We start from the raw sequence: 22,778 nt of genomic DNA on the forward strand, positions 1-22,778 counted from the left end.
GTCATCTCCCGCGGTCGGTCGGATGTTCGTAACGAGCCAAGCGCGCCTGCAGCGTTTCGATGCGGTCGAGCAGGTCGAGCGCCAGCAGCGCGCCGGCCCAGTTGAGGCCGAGGTCGCGCCGCAGGCGCAGCATCAGGGTCAGGCGCGACGCCGTCTCAGTGGAGAACCGCGGCGCCGCGCGGGTCCCGGCGATCGGCTCGAGCGCGCCCAGCGCGACGAGCCGTCTCACCAGCTCTGGATGGAGCCCCGCGCGACGCGCGACCGCGTCGAGTGGCAGCTGCTCGGCCGGGGGCGGGACGACGAGCGCGGCGATTCGCGTGCGGGTCGGCGCCGACATCTACAGTCCCGCACGCGGGTCGAAGTCGGATGACGCCTGCGCGAGCCGCTCGAACAGCTCTCTCTGCTCGCGCGTGAGGCGTCTCGGAACGTGGATCTGCACGACGGCGTAGAGGTCGCCTGGACGACCGCCCGGGTCGGGCATGCCCTCTCCTCTCAGCCGCAGGCGCCGACCGCTGGAGGTGCCGGCCGGGATTCTCAGCCGGGCGCTGCCGCGCAGCGTCGGGACGCGCACGGTCGCGCCGAGCGCCGCCTCCCAGGGCGCCGCCGGCAGGTCGAGATAGACGTCGCGGCCGTCGAGGCGGAACCGTCTGTGGGGGCGGATGCGGACGCGCAGGAAGAGGTCGCCGCGCGGGCCGCCGCCGATCCCCTCCGCGCCCTCGCCGGCAAGCCGGATCCGCTGCCCGTCGCGGACGCCGGGCGGGATCTCGACCTCGTAGTCGCGGCCGTCGGCGAGCGAGATCGACCGTCTGCCGCCGGCCGCCGCCTCCTCCAACGGCAGCTCCAGCACCGCCTCGACGTCGTCGCCGCGGCTCGTGAAGCCCTCGAAGCGGCTGCGGCCGCCGGCCCCGCGACCGCCCGCGCCCGTGCCGCCGCGCGCCGCCCCTCGTCCGAACAGCTGGTCGAAGAAGTCGCTCATCCCCGGGCCGCCGCCGAAGCCGCCGCCCGCGCCGTCGCCGAAGTCGACCCGCACGTCCTCCCAGCCGCCGCTCGGCCCGCCCGCTCCGCCGCCGGGATAGCCGCCGCCGAAGCCGCCGAACCCCTCGGCGCCGGAGACGTCCTGCCCCGCTCTCCAGTTCGCGCCGAGGCGGTCGTACTGTCTCCGCTTGTCGGGATCGCGCAACACCTCGTACGCCTCGCTGATCTCAGCGAACCGCTGCCCGGCATCCGGCTCTCTGCTGACGTCCGGGTGGTTCTCGCGCGCCAGTCTGCGGTAGGCGCGGCGGATCTCCTCCTCAGACGCGTCGCGGGAGACGCCGAGCGTGTCGTAGTAGTCGCGGAAGCCGACCGACATCTACTCCGCTCCGGACCGCCCGACGCCGGCTGGATGGCGCGCGACGAGCACCTGCGCGGGACGCAGCACGCGGTCGCCGAGCGCCCAACCCGATCGCGCCACGTCGGCGATCGCGCGGTCGGGCAGCTCGTCGGTCTCGCGCACACCGATCGCGTCGTGGCGCTCGGGGTCGAACGGCTCGCCGACGGCGCCGACCCGTCTGAGGCCATGCCGCTGCAGCAGCGTCTCCATCTGCTGCAGGACCGGTCGCAGGCCTTCGTCTTCGCTGCTGTCGCCAGGTCTCATCCGCAGTGCCCGCTCGACGCTGTCGACGACCTCGAGCCAGTCGGTCAGCAGCCGCTCGCGCGCCTCGCCGCTGCGCCGCTCGACCTCAGCGGCGGTGCGCTTGCGGTAGTTGTCGAGGTCGGCGAGCGCCCGTCGCCAGCGGTCGTCGAGCTGCGCGACCTCACCGCGCAACCGCTCGAGCTCGCCGGGCGGCGTCGGCTCCGGCGGCGGGACCGGGGGCTCGGGAGGCGCGTCGCCTCGCGGAGGCGGCCCCTGCTGCTCACTCTCGTGTGAACTCGGCATCGACGACGTCCTCCTCGTCGGCACTCGACTGCTCCCCGCCGGAGCCGTTGCCAGCCCCTGCGGCTGCGCTCGCCGCCGCCGGCAGCGCGTTGACGAGCTGTTGCAGGTCGGAGATCAACGGGCGGACGCGGTCCAGAGCGGCCTCGTCCTCGATCGCTCTGCGGGCGTCGATCACGGCCTGCTCGGCGCGCGCTCTCTCGTGCATCGGCAGCCGGTCGGCCAACTCGTTCGCGAGCGACTCGACGCGATACGCGAGCGCGTCGAGCTCGTTGCGCGCGTCGATCTCCTCGCGCCGCCGTCTGTCCTCAGCCGCGTGCGCCTCGGCGTCTCTGACCATCTGCTCGATCTCGGACTGGTCGAGGTTGGTCGACTCCTGGATCGTGACTCTCTGTTCGGCGCCCGTGTCTCTGTCGCGCGCGGAGACGTTGAGGATCCCGTTGGCGTCGATGTCGAAGGTGACCTCGACCTGCGGCACGCCGCGCGGCGCTGGTCTGATCCCCTCCAGCCGGAAGCGGGCGAGCTGACGGTTGTCGCGCGCCAGCTCGCGCTCGCCCTGCAGCACGACGACGTCGACCGCCGTCTGGTTGTCCTCCGCCGTCGAGAAGGTCTCGCTGCGGCGCGCAGGGATCGTCGTGTTGCGCTCGATCACTCTCGTCATCACGCCGCCGAGCGTCTCCAGCCCGAGCGACAGAGGCGTCACGTCGAGCAGCACGACGTCCTCGACCTCGCCCTTCAACACGCCGGCCTGCAGCGCGGCTCCGATCGCGACGACCTCGTCGGGGTTGACGGTCATGTTCGGATCCTTGCCGCCGGTCAGGCTCCGAACGAGGTTCTGGACCGCCGGGATGCGTGTTGAGCCGCCGACGAGGATCACCTCGTCGATGTCGTCGGCGCTCAGTCTCGCGTCGGCCAGCGCTCTCTCGACCGGGCCGCGCGTGCGCTCTGTCAAGTCTCTGACGAGCTGTTCGAACTTCGCCCGCGTCAGCTGCGTGTCGAGGTGCTTGGGGCCGTTGGCGTCGGCGGTGATGAACGGCAGGTTGATCGTCGTCGTCGTTGCGGAGGAGAGCTCGACCTTCGCTCTCTCGGCTGCCTCGTAGAGCCGCTGCAGCGCCTGCGGGTCGCTGCGCAGGTCGACCCCCTGCTGGTTTCTGAACTCGTCCGCGAGGAAGTCGACGATCCGTTTGTCGAAGTCGTCGCCGCCGAGGTGACCGTCGCCGCTGGTGGCGCGAACCTCGATCACGCCGTCGCCGACGTCGAGCAGCGAGACGTCGAAGGTGCCGCCGCCGAGGTCGAACACGAGGACGGTCTCAGAACCTCTCTTGTCGAGCCCGTAGGCGAGCGCGGCCGCGGTCGGCTCGTTGATGATCCGCAGGACCTCCAGCCCTGCGATTCTTCCGGCGTCCTTGGTCGCCTGGCGCTGCGTGTCATTGAAGTACGCGGGGACCGTGATGACGGCCTCGGTCACTCTCTCGCCGAGGAATCTGGCGGCGTCCTGCGCGAGCTTGCGCAGTATCAGGGCCGAGATCTCCTCCGGCGCGTACTGTCTGCCGCGAACCTCGAAGCGGACCGCGTCGTCCGGGCCTCTGACGACCTCGTACGAGACGATCTTCGCCTCCTCGTCGACCTCGCCCCAGCGCCGTCCGATGAACCGCTTGGTGGAGTAGATGGTGGCCTGCGGGTTGAGGATCGCCTGTCGTCTGGCGACCTGCCCGACGAGCCGCTGCCCGTCGTCGGTGAACGCGACCACCGAGGGCGTCGTGCGTGCGCCTTCCGCGTTCGGGATCACCTCGGCATGTCCGCCCTCCAAGGTCGCGGCCACGACGGAGTTCGTCGTGCCGAGGTCGATGCCTACCGCCTTCGCCATTCTGGGCCTCCTCTCAATGCACCGGGACGACTGGGCGCGCGTGCAGCGTCCCGCCGACGTGTTCCTCGCGGTCGTTGCCGACAACGTCCGCCAACAGAGAGCGCCAGCCCAAACCGGTACGCGGCTCGTCCGGCGCGCTGGCCGCGACCACGCCCGACGGCAGCTGCTCCGTCGTCATCAAGGTCATCGCTCGTTCCCGTAGGCCGCGATGATGTGGTCGTCAACCAATCCGCAAGGAACCCTGAGACATCCTCATCTGCGAGCTGTTTAGGACGCAGCGCGGCGGGCACCCCCGTTGTACGTCGGATGGCGGAGGAGAAGGGCGTCCCGTCGCCTCGACGGTCGCCGCAACTACCGCCCTTCCCTGACCCCCGAAGGAGCGCCATGGCTCTCTCGACCCGTCCGTGGTTCGACACCGGTGCCGCCGGCGGGATCCCGAGAGCCCCGGCGGACCTCCCTCAGGGATGAATCGATGGCGGCGCTCATGGCAGCGCGATCGGCCCCGCGCTCCAACCACGACCCACCCGTCGACTGCGACGAACGGCGTCGCCGCGTCCTGCGCCGTCGGCACGGCGAACGCGCGCTGGTGCTCGCCGCTCAGGGCGGCGAGACCGGCGCGCGCGACGAGCTGGTCGACGTCTTCATGCCGCTGATCGGCAGCGTCGCGCGGCTCTACCGCGGCGTGACGTCCGTCCACCGCGCGGAGCTGATGCAGGCGGGCGTCGTCGGCTTGCTGACCGCGCTGGAACGGTTCGACCCCTCGCGCCGCGCGCCGTTCTGGACGTACGCCTCATGGTGGGTGCGCCAGGCGATGCAGCAGGTCGTCGCCGAATTGGCGCGACCGGTCGTGATGTCCGACCGCGGCCTGCGGGAGCTGGCGCGGATGCGCGCTGCCCGCCGCGACTTCACGCGGCTCCACGACGCAGGGCCGAGCAGCGTCCGTCTCGCGGCTGCGACCGGCCTGACACGCGAGCGGATCGAGACGCTGCTCGCGCTCGAACTGGTTCCGGAGACGCTGGAGAGCGAACCGGCGTGGAGCGACGAGGACGACCTGGCACGCCGGAGCGGGCACCCGCTCGAGGACCCAGGCGCTGAGGAGGCGTTCGACCGCGTGCTGGACCGCGTCGAATGCGACCGGCTCCTGCGTCTGATCGGGGATCTGCGCCAGCGTGAGCGCGTGATCCTGCACGCCCGCTTCGGCCTCGACGGGCAGGAGCGGACGCTCCGCGAGGTCGCTCGCATGGTCGGTCTCAGCGCCGAGCGCGTCAGGCAGCTGGAGCACGAGGCGCTGGACGAGCTGCGCGCGGCCGCGGCGGCTTGACGACCCGGGAGCGACGGCCTACGAGTCGAATCACCGACCATTCGAAGGGATCAGCCATGTCGACACAGCCGATCGTCGCGTGCGACAACTGCGGCAGACGCAACCGCCTGCCGGTGATTGCCGAGGGCATCCCGCGATGCGCCGTCTGCCACCACCCGCTGCAGTGGATCGTCGAGGCCGGCGACGCGACCTTCGATGGTGCGATCGCCGCGTCGGTGCCGGTGCTCGTCGACTTCTGGGCCGACTGGTGCGGGCCGTGTCGGATGGTCTCCCCGTTGGTGGAGAGAATCGGCCACGACTACGCCGGCCGCCTGAAGGTCGTCAAGCTCGACACGGAGGCGGCCCCGCAGATCGCGGCCCGCTTCCAGATCCGCAGCATCCCGCTGCTGGTGCTGTTCCGCGACGGCGACGAGGTCGCGCGGCTGATCGGCGCCCATCCCGACGCGCAGCTGCGTGCCTGGATCGACGGCCAGCTGGCCGCCGCCGGGGCTGCAACCGGATCGGACTGATCCACCCCCACCGACAGAGGCGCCTATGACGTCACGTCAGCATGCGCCGGCCGCTTCGGCGTATGCACGAGCCGGTCGGCGACCTCGTCGCGGGCGAGGTGCTCGTGGACGAGCCGGACCGCCATCGAGCCCTCGCCGACGGCGGTCGCGACGCGGCGGATCGCACCGCTGCGCACGTCGCCGACCGCGAAGACGCCCGACATGCTCGTCTCCAACATCAGCTCCGCCCCGGTCGCCGCGCCCGTCACCACGAAGCCCTTCTCGTCGAGCGCGAGCGCGCGGCCGAGCCACTGCGTGCGCGGCTCGGCGCCGATGAAGACGAACAGTGCCCGCGCCGGGATGCGATTGTGCGCGCCGGTGCGGTTGTCCAGGAGCTCCAGCTCCTCCAGCCACGCGTCGCCGAGCAGTCCTCTCACCTCGGTGTTCGTGTGCAACTCGACGTTGCCGGTGCGCTCCAGCCGTTCGACGAGGTAGCGGGACATCCCCTGCGCCAGTGACGGCTCGCGCACCAGCAGGTGGACGTGCTCGGCGCGGCGGGAGAGGAACAGCGCCGCCTGACCGGCGGAGTTGCCGCCGCCGACGACCGCGACCGGGTCGCCGCTACACAGCTGCGCCTCGACTTCGGTCGCGGCGTAGTGGACGCTCGTTCCCTCGAACTCCTCCAGCCGCTGCAGCGGCAGCTTGCGGTAGTGGACGCCGCTGGCGACCACGACGGCGCGGGCGTGCAGCTCCTCGCCGTCGGCGAGCGCGAGCACGTGGTGACCGTCGCGCTCTTCCAGCGCGACCGCGCGTGCCGGCACGGTGATGCGTGCCCCGAACTTGCGCGCCTGCAGCGTCGCGCGCTCGGCCAGCTCGGCGCCGGTCACGCCGGCGGGGAAGCCGAGATAATTCTCGATCCGCGAGGAGGTCGACGCCTGGCCGCCGGTGGCGACGCAGTCGAGCGTGATCGTGTCGAGCCCCTCGGAGGCGCCGTACACCGCGGCGGCCAGTCCGGCCGGCCCCGCGCCGACGACGGCCAGGTCGTGCAGCTCGCCGGGTTCGACGGGCGCGCGCAGCCCGATCGCCTCGGCCAGCTTCTCGTTGCTGGGATTGCGCAGCACGCGTGCGCCGTGCCAGATCACCACCGGCGTCTCCTCCGGGCCGATCCCCAGCTCGCGCAGCAGTCCCTCCGCCGCCGCGTCCCGCTCGAGGTCGATCCAGCTGTGCGGCAGCCGATTGCGGGCCGCGAACTCGCGCAGGCGACGCGTGTCGGGCGAGTAGCGCGAGCCGATGATGCGGAAACCGGCCCCGAGGCCGACGAGCAGCGAGCGGCGCAGCAGGAAGGCGCGCAAGATCAGGTCGCCGATCGCGACGTCCTGCGTGACGAGCTCGCGCACCTGCTCGACCGGCACCCTCAGCACCTCGCCGGGGACGCGAACGACCGCGGACAGAAACGCTGTCTCGCCGGTCACGACGCTCAGCTCGCCGAGGAAGCGGCCGGCACCGTGGACGCCCACCGTCCGCTCGCCCCGCGATCCGAGGCCCTCGACCACGGCGATCGTCCCGTCGAGCACAACGAAGAAGTCGACGTCGCGGTCACCCTCGCGATAGAGCACCTCACCCGCGTCGGTGCGACGGCGCGCCGCCCCGCGCGCGCGTGCGAACAACTCAATCTGCTCCGCGCTCAGACGCGGATAGGCGCCGTACGAATCGGGCGTCTCGCGCAACTCGTCGGCGACGGAGCGGCTCATCTCTTCCGTTCGTAGGCCGGAGGGCCGCGTGCGGCAAACGCGCGGCTGCACCGGTCGGTCGCGATCGTTCTGATCGAGACGCTCGAACGTCCCGCAGGTCCGGTGGCAGAGCGCCTCACGGCGCTCGGCTGGCACCGTCAGCTCGTGCGCGCTCAGCGCGTGCTGCATCAGCGGCACGAGGGCTACGTCAGCGAGGCGGCGGCGCGGCGCGCCTATCCGCACCCGTTCGAGGACGCCGCGTCGGCGGTGGGCTTGAGCAGTACCGGTGCTCAGGGTTAGCGATCCTGGTCGCGTCGTGGTGGTGCGCCGACGAGGATGAGCCGGTGACCACCTCGCCGTTCGAGCTCGTCAACCGCCCAGCGGCGCGTCCGTTGCTCGTGATCGGCGCCGCGCTCGACAGCTCGGGCTCTGGCCGCGGTGAGGTTCGCGCGGCCGCGCGCCTGCGCGAGGCCGGGCTCGTCGAGCGGCTCGGCGCGCGTGACTTCGGCGACCTCGACGTCAGCGTCGAGGACCCGGAGCGCGACCCGCGCTCTGGCGTGATCGGCTTGCGCGACCTCGTCAGCGCGTCGCGCACGATCCGCGACGCGGTCGCTTCGGCGCTCGTGGCCGGCTGGCGCCCGCTCGTGCTGGGAGGCTGCTGCTCGGTCGTCCCGGGGACGCTCGCGGGCGTGCGGCGCACGCTCGGGCCGGCGTCGCTCGTGGTCGTCGACGGTCACCTCGACCTGTTCGACGGCACGACCTCGCGCACCGGCGAGATGGGCCGCATGGACCTCGCGATCGTGCTCGGCCACGGTCCGCCGGAGCTGACGTCGCTCGACGGCGATCCGCCGCTGGCGGAGGCGTCCGACGTGGTCGCGGTCGGCGACGGCGACCATCCTCGCCGCGTCACGCTGCGTGCGCCGGGTCCGGCCGAGATCGCGCCCGACCTGCGGGTGATCGACTGCGGCGAGGTGACGCAGCGCGGCGCACGCCAGGTCGGCGTCCACGTCGCCGAGCTGGCGGGCGGCGGCTCGGCGCCGTTCTGGCTGCACCTGGACGTGGATGTGGTCGACGGGGAGGCGATGCCGGCGGTCAGCTCCCCCGTCGCGACCGGGCTGTCGTGGGATCAGGTGGCGGAGCTGCTCGCGCCCGCGCTGCGCTCACCGCGGCTGATCGGCATGACCGTCTGCGGCTACAACCCCGATCTGGACGCCGGCGGCGAGTTCGCGTACTGCATCGTCGACTTGCTCGCGGACGGTCTGCTGAGGAGCCGATAGATGCAGCATCCGGAACCCGCGCGTCCCCACCCGCTCGACCTGCGACAGGTCGTCGTGCTCGAGCACATCGATCGGGGCGGCACGATCAGCGCTGCTGCCGACGCGCTGAACTTCAGCTGCTCCGGCCTCTCCCAGCAGCTGCGACGGCTGGAGGGCGAGGTCGGGACCGAGCTCGTCTCGCGCAGCCCGCGCGAAGCGACGCTGACGCCGGCGGGCCGGGTGCTGATGAACCACGCCGTGTACATCCAAGAGCGTCTCGCGGCGGCCGAGCGCGAGGTGCGCGAGATCTCCCAGCTGCGCGGAGGGCGGCTGCGGGTAGCGACCTTCCGCAGCGTCGGCGAGACGCTCGTCGCGGACGCGGTGGCGTACTTCCGCGCGCATTGGCCGGGCGTGCGGGTGACGCTGCGCGAGGGCGAGCCGGAGGACTACCTGCACCTGCTGCGCAGCGACGAGATCGACATCGCGCTGACGTTCGAGTACGACGGCGTCGAGAGCACGGTGCTCGACCAGCGGCTCACGCTCGCCCGCCTGTGCGAGGACGAGATGGTCGTCGTGCTGCCGGCGAGCCATCGGCTCGCCGGCTACGACCGGCTGCCGCTCGACGGGCTGCGCCACGACAGGTGGGTCGTCTCGACGCCGCGCTGCTCGGTCGAGGCGTTCACCGCGCAGGCATGCCGCGCCGCCGGCTTCGAGGCGCGCGTGCTGATGGCGACCGACAACTACCGCATCGCGCAGGCGCTCGTGGCGCACGGCGACGCCGTGACGTTCCTGCCGCGGCTGGCGACGCGTGCGCTGCATCCGGGCTGCGTCGCTCGTCCGGTCGGCGACGGCGGCCTGTTCCGGCGCATCTACGCGGCCCACCGCGTCGGCGGCGAGCGCGCTCCGGCGCTCGCGCGGATGCTGGAGGTGCTGCGAGAGGTGGGCGGCGATGGGTGAGCCGACAGCGCGAGCGCGCCCGCATGCGTCCGAAGCCTGGCAGACGTCTGCCGGCAGTTACTCTGGAGGCCTTCATGCTTGACATCCGCCGGATGCGCGTGCTGCGCGAGGTCGCGAACCGCGGGTCGATGTCGGCCGCGGCCGACGCACTGAACTACACGCCGAGCGCGATCTCGCAGCAGGTCGCGACGCTCGAGCGCGAGATCGGCGTCGCGCTCGTAGAGCGGGGTCCTCGCTCGATCACCCTGACCGATGCGGGGCGCGCGCTCGCCGAGCACGCCGAGATAATCCTCGCGCGGCTGGAGATCGCCGAGATGGAGGTGCGCGAGATCGCCGGCCTGCGCGGAGGACGCCTGCGCCTCGCGACCTTCCGCACAGCCGGCGAGACGATCGTCGCGCGCGCGATCACGGCGTTCCACGCGCGCCACCCGGACGTCGAGCTGCGGCTCGTGGAGGGCGAGCCGGAGGACTACCTGCCGCTGATCAAGTCCGGCGAGGTCGATCTCGGGCTCGGCTTCGAGTACGACCACATACCGCGCCTGCAGGTTGAGTCGTCAGAGGAGCGACTGCTGATGGAGGACGTGATCGGCCTCGCGCTGCCGCTGCGCCACCGTCTCGCCGAGCGCGAGACGATCGAGCTGGCCGACCTCGCGGGCGAATCATGGATCGGCTCGACGCCGCGTTCGTCGGTCCACGGCTTCACAGAGGCGATCTGCCGCGACGCGGGGTTCGAGGCGGAGGTCAAGTTCGAGACGGACGACTACCACGTCGCAGAGGCGCTGGTGGCGACCGGCGTGGGCATCGCGTTCCTGCCCCGGCTCGCCGCGGTGACCGCCCATCCCGAGATCGTCTTCCGGCACGTGACGCCCGCGCCGCCGGCACGGAGGGTCTTCGCCGTCTATCGCGCCGGCGGCCTGCGCTCGCCGACGACGAGCGCGATGGTTGAGCTGCTGGAGCAGATCGGGCGCGAGACGGAGCTCACCGAGCTCGCCGACCGCGCCGTCACGCGCTGAGTCGAGGTTGCAGCAGCGCTTGAGCAGAGCCTGAGCAATGGCCGTGGTCGTCGGCCCTGACCGGGATTACTGTGCTCGCGGACGTGGAGAGCGGCCCGCAGCGCGGGCGCCCGTCGCGTTCAGTCATCCAGAAGGAGATGAGACGTGGACACCATCACCCTCGCCCAGGGCGGGGCCCATCCGTCGCCGCACGTACGACAGCGTCGTTCGCTGAGGCCTGCGCAGCCGGTCGCCGTCGCCGTCGGCGTCGTCGTGGCGATCGGCCTTGCGCTGATCGCGACGAAGGGGTTGCACGACGTCGCGCAGACGGCGCTCAACGGGCTCTCGTTCGGCGCGGTCGTGGCGCTCGGCGCCGTCGGCCTCACGCTCGTGTTCGGCATCCTGAAGCTCGTCAACTTCGCGCACGGCGACTTCCTCACGTTCGGTGCGTACATCGCGTTCGCGGCGAATGTCAGCCTCGGGCTGCCGCTCGTCGTCTCCGTCCTCGCCGCGATGGCGCTGACGGCCGTGCTGGGGATCGTGCTCGAGCGGGTCATGTGGGGACCGACGCGGGAGCGGGGCGCCGGGATGCTGCAGCTGCTGTTGATGTCGATCGGCGCGGCGTTCGTGATCCGCTACGGCATCCAGTTCTTCGCAGGGACGGACGTCAAGTCGCTCGACGTCGATCGGACCGGCGTCGTCGAGCTGGCCGGGCTGCGGATCGGCTCGACGGCGCTGATCGCCGGGGTGACCGGGATCGTCGTGGTGGTCGCGATCGGGCTGTTGCTGCGCTTCACGCTGCTCGGCAAGCGGATGCGCGCGGTCGCTGACAACCGCGAGCTGGCGGAGACCACGGGGATCGACACGCGCCGCGTGATCGTCACGACCTGGCTCTTCGCGGGCGCGACGGCGGGGCTGGCCGGCGTGCTGTTCGCGCTCACCACCAACGTCAAGCCCGAGCTGGGCTACGAGCTGCTGCTGCCGATCTTCGCCGCGGTGATCCTCGGCAGCGTCGGTCACGCGTTCGGCGCCCTGGTGGCCGGCCTGCTGCTCGGCGTCGTGACGGAGTGGTCGACGCTCCTGGTGCCCGCGAACTGGAAGCTGTCGGTCGGATTCCTGGCGCTCATCCTCGCGCTGATCGTGCGACCGCAGGGCCTGTTCTCCTCGGGGAGATCGTCATGAGCTCGACTGCGGTGCCGTTCGCGCTCTCGTTCGGCGGCCTCACGGAGGTCAGCTTCTGGACCGGCGTCGGCGTGCTGGCCGGCATCTACGCGCTCTTCACGCTCGGCCTCCAGCTCAACGTGGGCTTCTCCGGGATCGTCAACTTCGGCCAAGCCGGCTTCATGGCGATCGGCGCCTACGCGATGGCGATCCTCGTGGTCGACGCCGGCTTCGCGTTCTTCCCCGCTGCGCTGCTCGCGATCCTGTGCGCCGTCGCGTTCGCGCTCGTCGTCGGGATGTCGTCGCTGCGCCTGCGCGCCGACTACTTCTCGATCGCGACGCTCGCGGCCGCCGAGGCGATCCGGATGTTCGCCCAGAACGCCACGAGCCTGACCGGCGGCAATCAGGGCATCTACGGCTACGACTCGACGTGGGTGGACATCTCGAGAACGATCGAGGGCTGGCTCGGCGACCTCGGCGTCGGCGACGGCGGCGGCCTGGTCCCGCTGCTGCTCGTCGTGTGGGCGTTCGTGCTCGTGCTCGTGGTCGTGCTGCGCCACCTGCAGCGCTCGCCGTGGGGCCGAGTCCTGCGGGCGATCCGCGAGGACGAGGACGCGGCGCGCGCGCTCGGCAAGAACGCCACGTCGTACCGGCTGCAGTCGCTGGCGATCTCCGCCGCGCTGGCCGCGGTCGCCGGCATCTTCCTCGCCCTCAACCTCAGCTTCGTCAACCCGCAGGCGTTTGAGCCGCAGGCGACCTTCATCGGATACGCGGCGTTGATCCTCGGTGGGCTGGCGAGCTACTGGGGCGTCGCATTCGGCGCCGTGGTCATGTGGACGCTGCTGGAGGCGAGCCGCTTCATCAACCTGCCGCTCGAGGACACGCAGATCGCGTCGCTGCGCTTCATCGTCGTCGGGCTGCTGCTGATCCTGCTGATGGCGTTCCGTCCGCAGGGCATCTTTGGCAACCGCAAGGAGATGGTCCTCGGTGACTGACACCGCACCCGACCCGCTGCTGGCGGTCGACGGCCTCGCCTGCTCGTTCAGCGGGCTGCGGGCGGTCGACGGAGCGACGCTCGAGGTCGAGCGCGGATCGATCACGGCCCTGATCGGCCCCAACGGCGCGGGCAAGACGACGTTCTTCAACGTGGTGACGGGCTTCTGCCCGTGTCACGGCGGGTCGGTCCGCTTCGACGGCGCCGACGTGACCGGGGCGCCCTCGCATCGGATCGCGCGGCGCGGGCTGGTCCGCACGTTCCAGCTCACGAAGGCGCTCAACGCGATGCCCGTGATCGACAACATGCTGCTCGCTGCGCCGCGACAGCCGGGCGAGCGGCTGGTGACAACCGTGCTGCGTCCGCGCCGCGTGCGCGCCCGTGAGCGCGAGGTCCGCGCGGCGGCGATGGAGCTGCTCGACACGTTCCGGCTGAGACGCCTGGCCGACGAGTACGCCGGCACGCTGTCAGGCGGGCAGCGCAAGCTGCTCGAACTCGCGCGTGCGCTCATGGCCGAGCCCCAGCTGCTGCTGCTCGACGAGCCGCTCGCCGGCGTCAACCCGACGCTGGGGGTCGAGCTGCTGGACCACATGCAGCGCCTGCGGGCGGACAGGGGGATCACGTTCCTGTTCATCGAGCACGACATGGAGGCTGTCATGAACCACTCCGATCGCGTGATCGTGATGGCGGAGGGGCGCGCGATCCTCAGCGGCGCGCCCTCCGAGGTCGCGGTCGACGACCGCGTGATCGACGCGTACCTGGGCGGCAAGCGAATCGTCGGGCCCACGCCATGAAGGTCCTGCTGTCGACCACGAACGTCGTCGCCGGGTACGTGCCCGACGTCCCAATCCTCAACGGCGTCACGATCGAGGTCAGGCAGGGCGAGATCGTCACGATCGTCGGACCCAACGGCGCAGGCAAGTCGACGCTCGTCAAGACGGTCTTCGGGCTGCTGGTGCCGCGTGCGGGGCAGGTCCTGCTGGACGGCGTCGAGATCGGCGGGAGACGGCCGCACGAGGTCGCGCTCCTGGGTCTCGGGTACGTTCCCCAGCGAGACAACGTCTTCTCGTCGCTGACCGTGCGCGAGAACCTCGAGCTGGGCTCCTTCGAACGTGCGCGAACCGCCGAGCGCATCGATCGGATGTACGAGCTGTTCCCGCGCCTGGGCGAGCGCGCGGGCCAGCGGGCCGGCACGATGAGCGGCGGCGAGCGGCAGATGGTGGCGATGGCGCGCGCGCTGATGCCCGAACCGCGGATGCTGCTCGTCGACGAGCCGTCCGCCGGGCTCTCGCCGGCGTTCGTCGACATCCTGTTCGAGCAGATCCGCGCGGTCAACGCGCAGGGCGTGACGATCTTGATGGTCGAGCAGAACGCGCGCCGTGCCCTTGCGATGTCCGACCGCGGCTATGTGCTCGACCTCGGCGTCGAGCGCTTCGAGGGACGCGGGTCGGACCTCCTCGACGATCCGAACGTGGCCGCGCTGTACCTCGGAGGGGCGGCGCGGATCGACGGGCCGGCGGCCCGTTGAATCGAGCCGTGGCGAAAGTCACGAAGACCCTAAGAAATCCCGTTCCGAGGCACCGCGCGCCGTGCGTACGCTGCCCCTAATCCAATCCCGGCACGCGCCGGTTGGCAGAAAGAGGTGTTGCATGAGTGGGTCTCGACTGGCTGCGGTCATCGCGGTCACATTTGCGCTGTCGGGCACGGTCGCCGCATGCGGATCGAGCGATGACGGCAGCGGCGGCGCGAGCGGCGCCACGACCGCCGGCGGCGGATCCGAGCTCGATCTGACGATCGGCTCGCTCGTGCCGCTGACCGGGGAGTCGTCGCAGTGGGGGCCGCCGTTCCAGAAGGCGGGCGCGCTCGCCGCCGAGCAGATCAGAGGAGCGATCGAGAGAGCCGGTGCCAGACATCGGCTGAACGTCTCGTTCCACGACTCGCAGGCGCTGCCCCAGGATGCGCTGCAGGCCGCGCGCCAGGCGGTCTCCGAAGGGGCCTCCTGCATCTCCGGACCACCGTCGTCGTCGGCTGCCGTGCCCGTCGCCAACTCGCTCGCGATCCGGGACGGGATCCTCATGATCACGACCGCGACCAGCGATCAGATCACCGGGCTCGACGATCCGGACGGCCTCGTCAACCGCTCCGATCCGCCGGACTCCTACCAGGGGCCGACCCTCGCGAAGGTGATCGAGCAGAGCATCGGCGGCGCCGACGGCAAGACGGTCAACCTCGGTGCGCGCAACGATGCGTACGGGACCGGCCTCGCCGACACGTTCACGGCCGCATGGGAGGCGATGGGCGGCACGGTCGGCGAGCGCGTCGTCTACGACCCGAGACAGCCGAGCTATGACTCCGAGGCGCAGCAGCTCGTCCAGGGCGATCCCGACGCGTTCGTGATCATCGACTTCCCCGAGACCTACAGCAAGGTCGGCCCGGCGCTGGTGCGCACCGGCAGATTCGACCCGGGCAAGGCGTTCACGACGGACGGCCTCTACTCGAACTCGCTCGCCGACGACACGGGGGCCGAGGCGATCGAGGGGCTGCGGGGCACGACGCCCGGCGCGCCCAGAGGCGCAACGGCGTCGAGAGCGTTCAGAGAGCTGTTCACCTCCTCGGCGCCGACCGACGTCCCGCTGGAGGCCTTCAGCGCGCAGCACTTCGATCAGATCATGCTGTGCTACCTCGCGGCCGTCGCCGCCGGCTCGACCGACGGCACGGAGATGGCGGCGAAGGTCCGCGACATCACCAGAGCGCCGGGGACGAGATACACCTGGCAGCAGCTGCCCGAGGCGATCGCGGCGCTGGAGCGCGGCGAGGACATCGACTACGAGGGCGCATCGGGCGCGATCGAGATGAACGACGCCGGCGACGCGACCGCGGGGGTCTACGACGTCTTCGAGTTCAGAGACGGCAAGCTCCGGGAGCGCGAGCAGGTCCCGGTCGCGCAACAGGATCCGAGCGGCTCCTAGCCGCTCGACCGAGCCGCGAGCGGCTTCGCTCGCGGCTCGCCTCGACCGCCCGGCTCGTCCCCCTCGGGTGTGGCCGGTCGGGCCGTGATTCCGCTCGCGCTGCTCGTAGCGCTGCTGATGCTGTCTGTCAGAACGTCGAGTGGTGCCGGCGGCAGGGCACGGAGATGATCGCTTCCAGGCTGCCGCGCCCCTCCCCGGGACGGCATCACCACCTCGAACCAGGACCGTTCCCTTGACCACCACGCCGATCGAGCTGCCGCAACCGGCCGATCCGTCCTCCGGGCGGCGCGGGCGCTTCCGCTCACTCAGCGCACTGCCGCGCGACCTCATCCTCGCCACGACGCAGAATCAGCGAATGGTGCGTGTGGGGCAGCGCTGGGGCATGCGCCTCGGTGCCGCTCGCTTCGTCGCGGGCGAGACGCTCGATGACTGCATCCCAGTCCTGCAGCGGCTTGCGCAGCGGGGCATCCGCACCTACACGATCCCGCTCGGCGAGAGCGTCTCCGACCGCTCCGAGGTCGAGCGCGTCGTGAGGCTCTACGAGCAGATGGTCGAGCGTCTCGCGCACGAGCCGTTCGACAAGACGCTGTCCGTCAAGCCGACCAACCTCGGGCTCGTCCTCGACGAGGAGCTCGCCTACGAAAACGCCGTGCGGATCCTCACCGCCGCGCGCGCGGAAGGGCTGTTCGTCCGCGTGGAGATGGAGGAGTCGCGGCACGTCGACGCCACCCTGCGGATCTACCGGCGCCTGCGCGAAGCCGGCTTCGACAACACCGGCGTCGTGCTGCAGGCGTATCTCTACCGCACCGAGGCCGACCTGCGGGAGCTGCTGCCGCTCGACCCCAACGTCCGGCTCGTCAAGGGCGCCTACCTGGAGCCGGCCGCGGTCGCCTTCCCGAAGAAGGCCGACGTCGACCGCAACTACTGCAAGCTCGTCGACATCGCGCTCGCCGGCGGCGGCTTCACCGCGCTCGCCACGCACGACGACGCGATGATCGAACACGCGATCGCCCGGCTCGCCGGGTCGCCGGCGGCCAGGGAGGGCCGCTACGAGTTCCAGCTGCTGTTCGGCGTCCGCTCGCAGCTGCCGGACCGGCTCGTGGAGCGCGGGCACCCGGTGCGCGTCTGCGTGCCCTACGGCAGGGACTGGTACGTCTACTTCGGTCGTCGGCTGGCCGAGCGCCCGGCGAATCTGCTGTTCGTGCTCAAGAGCATGGTGCGCGGATGAGCGCCGCCACGACGACGCCGGACTTCGCGTCGCGGGCATCGCGGCTCGCCGGCCTGCTCGGCGAGCTGGAGGGCTTCGTCGCGTCCGACCCGGCGAACGTGCGCTGGCTGTCCGGCGCGGCGGGCGAGCCGCACGTGCTCTACGGCCACACGCCGCTGTGGGCCGTGGTCGGCCCCGGCGGGGCGTGCCGGCTCGTCGCCGCCGCCGCCGACATGGCGTGGCTGGCGGACCTCGTCGACACCGACGAGGTGATCCCGTACGGCCGCTTCGTGTTCGCCGGCGACGTGCCGCCGCGACTCGCGCGGCTGGCGACGCCGACGCCGCTCGAGCAGGCGCTCGCCGAGGCGCTCGAGGCGGTCGGCGCCGGCGCCCGCGTCGGCGTCGACGACGGCATGCCGCTGACGGTTCAGGCCGACCTCGCGCCGAAGCTCGCGCCGCGGGAGCTGGTGCCGGCGGCTCCGCTCCCGATCCGCGCGCGCAGCGTCAAGGACGAATACGAGCTCGAGCGGATGCGCCGAGCCAACCGCATCGCGGAGGGCGCCATCGTGCGCTCGCTGTCGCGCGCGGGCGTCGGAGCCAGCGAGCACGACATCCTGCGCTGGCTGCGCACCGAGATGGTCGAGCAGGGCGCGCGCCCGATGCTCGGCTCGGTCGCCTTCAACGAGCGCGGAGCGCTCGTCGACACCGTTCCGACCGACCGCACTGCCGAGCGCGGGGACGTCGTCCGCTTCGACGTCGGCTGCACCGTCGAGGGCTATCACTCCGACCTCTCGCGCATCGGGACGATCGGCGAGCCTGACGCCTGGGTCCGCGAGACGTATGCCGCGCTGCTCGCCGGCGAGCAGGCCGCGATCGCGAAGGCCGCTCCGGGCGTGCGCCCGTCAGAGCTGTACGACATCGCCGTCGCGGTCACGCGCGACGCTGGCCTGCCCGAGTACGACCGGTCGCACTGCGGGCACGGAATCGGTCTGCAGATCTACGAGCCGCCGCTCGTGGCGCCCGGCCACGACGAACCGCTGCGCGCCGGGCAGACGCTGTGCCTGGAGACGCCGTACTACGTGCTCGGTCGTGCCGGCCTCCAGGTCGAGGACGCCGTCGTCGTCACCGCCGACGGCTGCGAGCGGCTCGGCACCGCCAGCCAAGACCTGATCATCGTCTGAAGGAGCCCGATGCCCGACCCGATCCCACTCAACTCCCCCGCTGTCCCGGACCCGATCGGCCCGTACAGCCACGCCGTGCGCCACGGCGACGTCCTCTACTGCACCGGGCAGCTGCCGGTGGAGCCGACGAGCGCGACGATCCTCGCCACTGACGTCGCCGAGCAGGCCCGCCGCTGCCTGGAGAACCTCGGTGCCGTGTGCGCCGCGGCCGGCACCGGCCTCGAGCGGGCGATCCGGATCGGGATCTACATGCGGGACCTGGCCGGCTTCCAGGCCGTCAACGCGGTCTACGCCGAGTACTTCCCCGACCCGCCGCCGGCGCGCACGACGATCGGCGTCGCCGCGCTGCCGATGGGCGCGCTGATCGAGATGGACGCGATCGTGGCGCTGGCCGGTTGACGATGCTCGACGTCACCCGAGCCCGCGCGGAGACGCCCGGGTGCGCCCACGTGACGCACCTCAACGCGGCGGGCGCCGCGCTGCTGCCCGCACCGGTCGTCGAGGCGACGATCGGCCACCTCCGGCTGGAGGCGGAGCGGGGCGGCTACGAGGCCGCCGCCGCGAACGCTGACGCGGTCGAGCGGCCCTACGCCGCGATCGCCGAGCTGATCGGCTGCCGGCCCACCGAGGTCGCGATCGTAGAGAACGCCACGCGCGCCTGGGACATGGCCTTCTACGGCATCCCGTTCAGGCCGGGCGACCGCGTGCTGACGACCGTCGCCGAATACGCCAGCAACTACGTCGCCTACCTCCAGCTGACGCGCACGCGCGGCATCCAGGTCGACGTGGTGCCCAACGACGCGTCGGGCCAGCTCGACGTGACGGCGCTCGCCGCGATGATCGACGACCGGGTGCGGCTCATCTCGGTCACGCACGTCCCGACCAACAGCGGGCTCGTCAACCCGGCGGCGGAGATCGGCCGGATCGCGCGCGCGGCGGGGATCCTGTACCTCGTCGACGCATGCCAGTCGGTCGGGCAGCTGCCGGTCGACGTCGAGCAGATCGGCTGCGACTTCCTCAGCGCGACCGGCCGCAAGTACCTGCGCGCGCCGCGCGGCACCGGGTTCCTCTACGTGCGCGAGTCGGCGCTCGACCGCGTCGAGCCGCCGTTCGTCGACCTGCACGCCGCACGCTGGGTGCGGCGCGACGCCTACGAGCTGCGACCCGACGCGCGCCGCTTCGAGAACTGGGAGACGAACTACGCCGGCAAGGTCGGGCTCGGCGTCGCCGCCGACTACCTGCTCGGCTGGGGGATCGAGTCCGTCTGGGAGACAGTCCGCGAGCTGGCGGCGACGTTGCGCACGCGGCTCGAGCAGACCCCCGGCGTGCACGTGCAGGACGAGGGCGCCACGCGCTGCGGCATCGTCACGTTCACCAAGGACGGCCTCGACCCGCGCCTGCTGCGCGAGGAGCTGCGCGCCGAGGGGATCAACGTGTGGTGGGCGGACGTCAGCTCGACACGGCTCGACATGGAGCAGCGCGGCCTCGATGTCGTGGTGCGCGCATCGGTCCACTACTACAACACCCACGAGGAGATCGAAGCGTTCGGCCGGCGCCTCGAGCGCCATCCCGGACATGTCTGAACGTCCCGCGGTCCTCAAGGGCTGGCCGGACGCGCGTGGGATCGACGCGGCCGTGGCAGCGGGCGCCGACGTGCTCGGGGGCGCCTTCCGTTACCCGCTCGCGCTGTTGAAGGACGCGGCGATCGATCGCAACGTCGCCGCGATGGCCGCCTACTGCACGGCCCAGGACGTGCTGCTCGCGCCCCACGCCAAGACGACGATGGCGCCGGCGCTGTGCCGTCGCCAGCTCGACGCCGGCGCGTGGGGCCTGACCGTTGCCACCTGGGCGCAGGCGCAGACGATGTGGGAGGCCGGCTTCCACCGGCTCGTGCTCGCGAACCCGCTCGTCGGCGCAGGCGAGATCGCGTGGGCGGCGACGAGCGCCGGCGACGGCGAGATCGTCTCGTTCGCCGACGACGTCGACGCGGTGCGGCGGCTCGACGCCGGCGTGGCCGCCGCCGCACCGGGCGCGTGCCTGCCGGTGCTCGTGGAGGTCGGCTACGCGGGCGGGCGCTGCGGCGTCCGCTCGGTCGCGGCAGCCGTCGAGCTCGCGAGCGAGATCGCGGCGCTCCCGCACCTCGAGCTGGCGGGCGTCGCCGGCTTCGAGGGCCTGCTGGCGGCGGGCGCCGAGCCGTCCGAGCTGGCGCGTGTCGCCGGCTACCTGGCCGCGATCGCGGAGGCCGCCGAGGCGATCGCCGCGCGAGGGCTGTTCGGGGCGCGCCCGCCGCTGCTCAGCGCCGGCGGCAGCTCCTTCTTCGACCTGGCCGTCGATGCGCTCGCGCCGACGGCCCGGGCACTCGGCGGTCGCGTGCTGCTGCGCAGCGGCTGCTACGTCACGCACGACCACGGCATCTACGCACGCACCGGCCCGAGCGGCGGGCGCGCGCCGATCGCGCCGTTCGAGCCGGCGCTGGAGGTGTGGGGGCTCGTGCTCTCGCGGCCTGAGCCGGGGCGCGCGATCGCCGGCGTCGGCAAGCGCGACGTGGCGTTCGACATGGGCCTGCCGCAGCCGGTCGCGTGGCGGCGCGGCGACGGGCCGGTGCAGGCCGCGCCGGACGTCACGACGGACGCGCTCAACGACCAGCACGCCCACCTCGTGCTCGCGGCGGACGCGGACCTGCGGCCCGGTGACCTGATCGGCTTCGGCATCTCGCATCCGTGCGCGGCGTTCGACCGCTGGCGCTCGCTGGCGCTCGTCGACGAGCGCTACCGGCTGCGCGGGGAGATCGCGACATCCTTCTGAGACGCGCACCCGCGACGCCGACCTCACCGCCGGCCACGTCAGCGGCGGGCGACCCGTGGGCGCTGCTGCGCCGCCGCCCGATGGTGTCGAGCTGCATCGGCGCGGTGACGATCGGCTTCTCGGCGATCTTCTTCGAGCTGGCCCACGTCGACGCCTCCACCGGGGCGCTGTTCCGCTGCCTCTACGCGCTGCCGGCGCTGCTGCTGCTCGCGCGCTACGAGCAGGGCCGCCAGCTCCGCGTGGCGCGTCGGCCAGCGCTGCTGGCGGCGCTCGCCGGCGTCGCGTTCGCGGCCGACCTGATCGCGTGGCATCACGCGGTCCAAGCGGCGGGGGCGGGCCTGGGCACCGTGCTCGGCCAGTCGCAGATCCTCTTCATGACGGCCTTCTCCGTGCTCGTGCTGCGTGAGGTGCTCACGCGACGGACCGGCGTCGGGATCGTCGTCGTGCTGCTCGGGGGCGTCTGCGTCGCCGGCGTGCTGGAGAGCGCGCCTTACGGCGACCAACCAGGGCTCGGCGTCCTGTACGGGCTGGTCGCCGGGGCGACCTACGTCGTCTTCATCCTGCTGCTGCGCGAGGCCAACGCGGCGACCGGCCAGCTCGTGATGCCGCTGCTGATCGCGACCGTCAGCGCCACCGTCTGCATCGCACTGCTCGGCACGGCGCTCGGCGAGCTGGAGTGGCCGTCGAGCTGGGCGTCCCAGGGCTGGCTGCTCGCGCTCGCGCTCAGCGCGCAGGTCGCCGGCTGGCTGCTGATCTCGTCGTCGATGGTGGCGCTGCCGCCGATCGTCACCTCGATGGTGCTCAGCCTCCAGCCGGGCTGCGCGGTGGTCTTCGCGATGATCATCCTGGGCGAGTCGCCCTCTGCGCTGCAGCTGACCGGCGCGGCGTTGATCGTCGTCGGGTTCGCGACCGCGACGATGCGCCGCGGCGCGTCGGCCGGCAGGCGCACCGCGCCCGCCCGGTAGGGCTGCTTGCCCTCAGCCTCATGACTTGCACGTGCCGATCGCGCGGGGCTGCGCGACAGTGTCGAACACAAGCACAGCGTGTCCGCACGCCCTCAATTCACACCGGAGGACAGAGCATGAGCACCACCGTCCCGCGGCGGCTCGAAGGCCGCGTCGCGATCGTCACCGGAGCCGGCGGAGGCATCGGCGGTGCCGTGGCCGCACGGCTCGCCGCGGAGGGCGCCTCGGTCGTTCTCGACGACATCAGGGAGGAGCGGGTCACCGCCGCCGCCGAGGCAATCCGCGCAGACGGCGGCGCGGCGATCGGCGTCGTCGCCGACGTCTCGCGCAAAGACGAGGTCGACGGCCTGTTCGACCGCGCGATCGAGGAGTTCGGCTCGGTCGACATCCTCGTCAACAACGCAGGGCGGCTCGACACCGCGCGCCACTTCCTCGAGGTCGACGAGGAGCATTGGGACAACGTCCAGCGCAGCAACCAGAAGAGCATGTACCTGTGCGACTTCCGTGCGGCGCACGAGATGGCGCGCCGCGGCGGCGGCGCGATCATCCACACCTCCAGCGGCGGCGCTACGCGCGCGCACCGCGGCAACGTGCAGTACGACGCCGCAAAGGGCGCGATCGAGGCGATGACGCGAGCGCTCGCGCTCGACCTCGCGCCGTATGGGATCCGCGTCAACGCGGTCGCACCCGGCGCGATCGACATCGCCCCTCCCGGCGCGATGAGCGACGAGGAGAAGTCCGAGCGCGGCGCGGCGATCCCGCTTGGGCGCATGGGCGTCCCGCAGGACCTCGGTGGCGCGTACGCGTTCCTCGCCTCCGAGGACGCCGCCTACGTCACCGGGCAGGTGCTGGTGGTCGACGGCGGCCAGATCGCGCAGCTGCGCTCGCCGCAGGTGGAGATCTTCGCGATGGAGCGCTACCCGGCGATCGAGCCGATCGGCGCCTAGCCGGCGGGCCGCGACGAGCCCGC

Annotated in this window: 24 protein-coding genes; 18 read left to right on the forward strand and 6 right to left on the reverse strand. The window is 72.0% G+C overall.

Annotated elements, in window-relative coordinates; all coding sequences use genetic code 11:
• Window position 1: 1 nt before the first annotated feature.
• The 5 genes from CWOE_RS03230 to CWOE_RS33260 are packed head-to-tail and all read right to left on the reverse strand — an operon-like array spanning window position 2 to window position 3,969.
• Window positions 2-337: a chaperone modulator CbpM gene (locus CWOE_RS03230; RefSeq protein WP_012932134.1), complete on the reverse strand. Its 336-nt coding sequence runs from the start codon at window positions 335-337 to the stop codon at window positions 2-4.
• Window positions 338-1,351: a DnaJ C-terminal domain-containing protein gene (locus CWOE_RS03235; RefSeq protein WP_012932135.1), complete on the reverse strand. Its 1,014-nt coding sequence runs from the start codon at window positions 1,349-1,351 to the stop codon at window positions 338-340.
• Complete coding sequence (locus CWOE_RS03240; RefSeq protein ID WP_012932136.1) at window positions 1,352-1,918, reverse strand: nucleotide exchange factor GrpE; 567 nt, start codon at window positions 1,916-1,918, stop codon at window positions 1,352-1,354. It lies immediately after the preceding gene.
• On the reverse strand, window positions 1,896-3,782 hold the full coding sequence (gene dnaK / locus CWOE_RS03245) for a molecular chaperone DnaK (protein WP_012932137.1): 1,887 nt from the start codon (window positions 3,780-3,782) through the stop codon (window positions 1,896-1,898). Before dnaK ends, CWOE_RS03240 begins: the two co-directional genes overlap by 23 nt.
• Window positions 3,783-3,795: 13 nt before the next feature.
• A complete protein-coding gene (locus tag CWOE_RS33260) occupies window positions 3,796-3,969 on the reverse strand; it encodes a hypothetical protein (protein ID WP_012932138.1) in 174 nt (57 codons plus the stop codon).
• A 297-nt stretch (window positions 3,970-4,266) separates the two neighbouring features.
• Between CWOE_RS33260 and CWOE_RS03250 the strand changes: the two genes are divergently transcribed.
• On the forward strand, window positions 4,267-5,103 hold the full coding sequence (locus CWOE_RS03250; RefSeq protein WP_041730050.1) for a sigma-70 family RNA polymerase sigma factor: 837 nt from the start codon (window positions 4,267-4,269) through the stop codon (window positions 5,101-5,103).
• Window positions 5,104-5,159: 56 nt separating this feature from the next.
• A complete protein-coding gene (gene trxA, locus CWOE_RS03255) occupies window positions 5,160-5,612 on the forward strand; it encodes a thioredoxin (protein ID WP_012932140.1) in 453 nt (150 codons plus the stop codon).
• 23 nt (window positions 5,613-5,635) lie between these two features.
• Here trxA and CWOE_RS03260 read toward each other — a convergent pair whose 3' ends face one another.
• Window positions 5,636-7,342 (reverse strand): FAD-dependent oxidoreductase, encoded by a 1,707-nt coding sequence (locus CWOE_RS03260; RefSeq protein WP_012932141.1) that lies wholly within the window; start codon window positions 7,340-7,342, stop codon window positions 5,636-5,638.
• A gap of 102 nt (window positions 7,343-7,444) precedes the next feature.
• On the opposite strand from CWOE_RS03260, the gene CWOE_RS33265 reads away from it, so the two are divergent.
• The 16 genes from CWOE_RS33265 to CWOE_RS03335 all read left to right on the forward strand — a co-directional run bounded on the left by CWOE_RS33265 (window position 7,445) and on the right by CWOE_RS03335 (window position 22,755).
• Window positions 7,445-7,621, forward strand: a complete 177-nt coding sequence (locus CWOE_RS33265; RefSeq protein ID WP_160165468.1) for a hypothetical protein — start codon at window positions 7,445-7,447, stop codon at window positions 7,619-7,621.
• Between the two features lie 44 nt (window positions 7,622-7,665).
• Entirely contained in the window at window positions 7,666-8,598 is a 933-nt protein-coding gene (locus CWOE_RS03265; protein WP_012932142.1) for an arginase family protein, read from the forward strand.
• Window positions 8,599-9,534: a LysR family transcriptional regulator gene (locus CWOE_RS03270; RefSeq protein WP_012932143.1), complete on the forward strand. Its 936-nt coding sequence runs from the start codon at window positions 8,599-8,601 to the stop codon at window positions 9,532-9,534.
• Between the two features lie 74 nt (window positions 9,535-9,608).
• Entirely contained in the window at window positions 9,609-10,547 is a 939-nt protein-coding gene (locus CWOE_RS03275; RefSeq protein ID WP_012932144.1) for a LysR family transcriptional regulator, read from the forward strand.
• 144 nt (window positions 10,548-10,691) lie between these two features.
• Complete coding sequence (locus tag CWOE_RS03280) at window positions 10,692-11,708, forward strand: branched-chain amino acid ABC transporter permease (RefSeq protein WP_012932145.1); 1,017 nt, start codon at window positions 10,692-10,694, stop codon at window positions 11,706-11,708.
• Entirely contained in the window at window positions 11,705-12,682 is a 978-nt protein-coding gene (locus tag CWOE_RS03285) for a branched-chain amino acid ABC transporter permease (RefSeq protein WP_012932146.1), read from the forward strand. The genes CWOE_RS03280 and CWOE_RS03285 overlap by 4 nt, the downstream gene beginning before the upstream one ends.
• Window positions 12,675-13,475 (forward strand): ABC transporter ATP-binding protein, encoded by an 801-nt coding sequence (locus tag CWOE_RS03290; RefSeq protein WP_012932147.1) that lies wholly within the window; start codon window positions 12,675-12,677, stop codon window positions 13,473-13,475. Before CWOE_RS03285 ends, CWOE_RS03290 begins: the two co-directional genes overlap by 8 nt.
• Window positions 13,472-14,209: an ABC transporter ATP-binding protein gene (locus CWOE_RS03295; RefSeq protein ID WP_012932148.1), complete on the forward strand. Its 738-nt coding sequence runs from the start codon at window positions 13,472-13,474 to the stop codon at window positions 14,207-14,209. The genes CWOE_RS03290 and CWOE_RS03295 overlap by 4 nt, the downstream gene beginning before the upstream one ends.
• Before the next feature lie 121 nt (window positions 14,210-14,330).
• Entirely contained in the window at window positions 14,331-15,650 is a 1,320-nt protein-coding gene (locus tag CWOE_RS03300; protein ID WP_012932149.1) for an ABC transporter substrate-binding protein, read from the forward strand.
• Between the two features lie 232 nt (window positions 15,651-15,882).
• Window positions 15,883-16,878 (forward strand): proline dehydrogenase family protein, encoded by a 996-nt coding sequence (locus tag CWOE_RS03305; protein WP_012932150.1) that lies wholly within the window; start codon window positions 15,883-15,885, stop codon window positions 16,876-16,878.
• Complete coding sequence (locus CWOE_RS30120; RefSeq protein WP_012932151.1) at window positions 16,875-18,038, forward strand: M24 family metallopeptidase; 1,164 nt, start codon at window positions 16,875-16,877, stop codon at window positions 18,036-18,038. The genes CWOE_RS03305 and CWOE_RS30120 overlap by 4 nt, the downstream gene beginning before the upstream one ends.
• 9 nt (window positions 18,039-18,047) lie before the next feature.
• Entirely contained in the window at window positions 18,048-18,437 is a 390-nt protein-coding gene (locus CWOE_RS03315; RefSeq protein ID WP_012932152.1) for a RidA family protein, read from the forward strand.
• 2 nt (window positions 18,438-18,439) lie between these two features.
• Complete coding sequence (locus CWOE_RS03320) at window positions 18,440-19,621, forward strand: aminotransferase class V-fold PLP-dependent enzyme (protein ID WP_012932153.1); 1,182 nt, start codon at window positions 18,440-18,442, stop codon at window positions 19,619-19,621.
• On the forward strand, window positions 19,614-20,843 hold the full coding sequence (locus tag CWOE_RS03325; RefSeq protein ID WP_012932154.1) for an alanine racemase: 1,230 nt from the start codon (window positions 19,614-19,616) through the stop codon (window positions 20,841-20,843). The genes CWOE_RS03320 and CWOE_RS03325 overlap by 8 nt, the downstream gene beginning before the upstream one ends.
• Before the next feature lie 80 nt (window positions 20,844-20,923).
• Window positions 20,924-21,808: a DMT family transporter gene (locus CWOE_RS03330; RefSeq protein ID WP_012932155.1), complete on the forward strand. Its 885-nt coding sequence runs from the start codon at window positions 20,924-20,926 to the stop codon at window positions 21,806-21,808.
• A gap of 116 nt (window positions 21,809-21,924) precedes the next feature.
• Entirely contained in the window at window positions 21,925-22,755 is an 831-nt protein-coding gene (locus tag CWOE_RS03335; protein WP_012932156.1) for an SDR family NAD(P)-dependent oxidoreductase, read from the forward strand.
• The last annotated feature ends 23 nt before the right edge of the window (window positions 22,756-22,778 follow it).

The sequence above is a fragment of the Conexibacter woesei DSM 14684 genome, assembly GCF_000025265.1.
GTDB lineage: Bacteria > Actinomycetota > Thermoleophilia > Solirubrobacterales > Solirubrobacteraceae > Conexibacter > Conexibacter woesei.

Excerpts from the sequence above, each read along its gene's own strand:
- CWOE_RS03235 (WP_012932135.1), bottom strand. The coding sequence starts at position 1,351 with ATGTCGGTCGGCTTCCGCGACTACTACGACACGCTCGGCGTCTCCCGC.
- CWOE_RS03240 (WP_012932136.1), bottom strand. The coding sequence starts at position 1,918 with ATGCCGAGTTCACACGAGAGTGAGCAGCAGGGGCCGCCTCCGCGAGGC.
- CWOE_RS03300 (WP_012932149.1), top strand. The coding sequence starts at position 14,331 with ATGAGTGGGTCTCGACTGGCTGCGGTCATCGCGGTCACATTTGCGCTG.
- CWOE_RS33260 (WP_012932138.1), bottom strand. The coding sequence starts at position 3,969 with ATGACCTTGATGACGACGGAGCAGCTGCCGTCGGGCGTGGTCGCGGCC.
- CWOE_RS03325 (WP_012932154.1), top strand. The coding sequence starts at position 19,614 with ATGTCTGAACGTCCCGCGGTCCTCAAGGGCTGGCCGGACGCGCGTGGG.
- CWOE_RS03250 (WP_041730050.1), top strand. The coding sequence starts at position 4,267 with ATGGCAGCGCGATCGGCCCCGCGCTCCAACCACGACCCACCCGTCGAC.
- CWOE_RS03330 (WP_012932155.1), top strand. The coding sequence starts at position 20,924 with ATGGTGTCGAGCTGCATCGGCGCGGTGACGATCGGCTTCTCGGCGATC.
- CWOE_RS03295 (WP_012932148.1), top strand. The coding sequence starts at position 13,472 with ATGAAGGTCCTGCTGTCGACCACGAACGTCGTCGCCGGGTACGTGCCC.
- CWOE_RS03230 (WP_012932134.1), bottom strand. The coding sequence starts at position 337 with ATGTCGGCGCCGACCCGCACGCGAATCGCCGCGCTCGTCGTCCCGCCC.
- CWOE_RS30120 (WP_012932151.1), top strand. The coding sequence starts at position 16,875 with ATGAGCGCCGCCACGACGACGCCGGACTTCGCGTCGCGGGCATCGCGG.
- CWOE_RS03275 (WP_012932144.1), top strand. The coding sequence starts at position 9,609 with ATGCTTGACATCCGCCGGATGCGCGTGCTGCGCGAGGTCGCGAACCGC.
- trxA (WP_012932140.1), top strand. The coding sequence starts at position 5,160 with ATGTCGACACAGCCGATCGTCGCGTGCGACAACTGCGGCAGACGCAAC.
- CWOE_RS03270 (WP_012932143.1), top strand. The coding sequence starts at position 8,599 with ATGCAGCATCCGGAACCCGCGCGTCCCCACCCGCTCGACCTGCGACAG.
- CWOE_RS03285 (WP_012932146.1), top strand. The coding sequence starts at position 11,705 with ATGAGCTCGACTGCGGTGCCGTTCGCGCTCTCGTTCGGCGGCCTCACG.
- CWOE_RS03260 (WP_012932141.1), bottom strand. The coding sequence starts at position 7,342 with ATGAGCCGCTCCGTCGCCGACGAGTTGCGCGAGACGCCCGATTCGTAC.
- CWOE_RS03335 (WP_012932156.1), top strand. The coding sequence starts at position 21,925 with ATGAGCACCACCGTCCCGCGGCGGCTCGAAGGCCGCGTCGCGATCGTC.
- dnaK (WP_012932137.1), bottom strand. The coding sequence starts at position 3,782 with ATGGCGAAGGCGGTAGGCATCGACCTCGGCACGACGAACTCCGTCGTG.
- CWOE_RS03315 (WP_012932152.1), top strand. The coding sequence starts at position 18,048 with ATGCCCGACCCGATCCCACTCAACTCCCCCGCTGTCCCGGACCCGATC.
- CWOE_RS03320 (WP_012932153.1), top strand. The coding sequence starts at position 18,440 with ATGCTCGACGTCACCCGAGCCCGCGCGGAGACGCCCGGGTGCGCCCAC.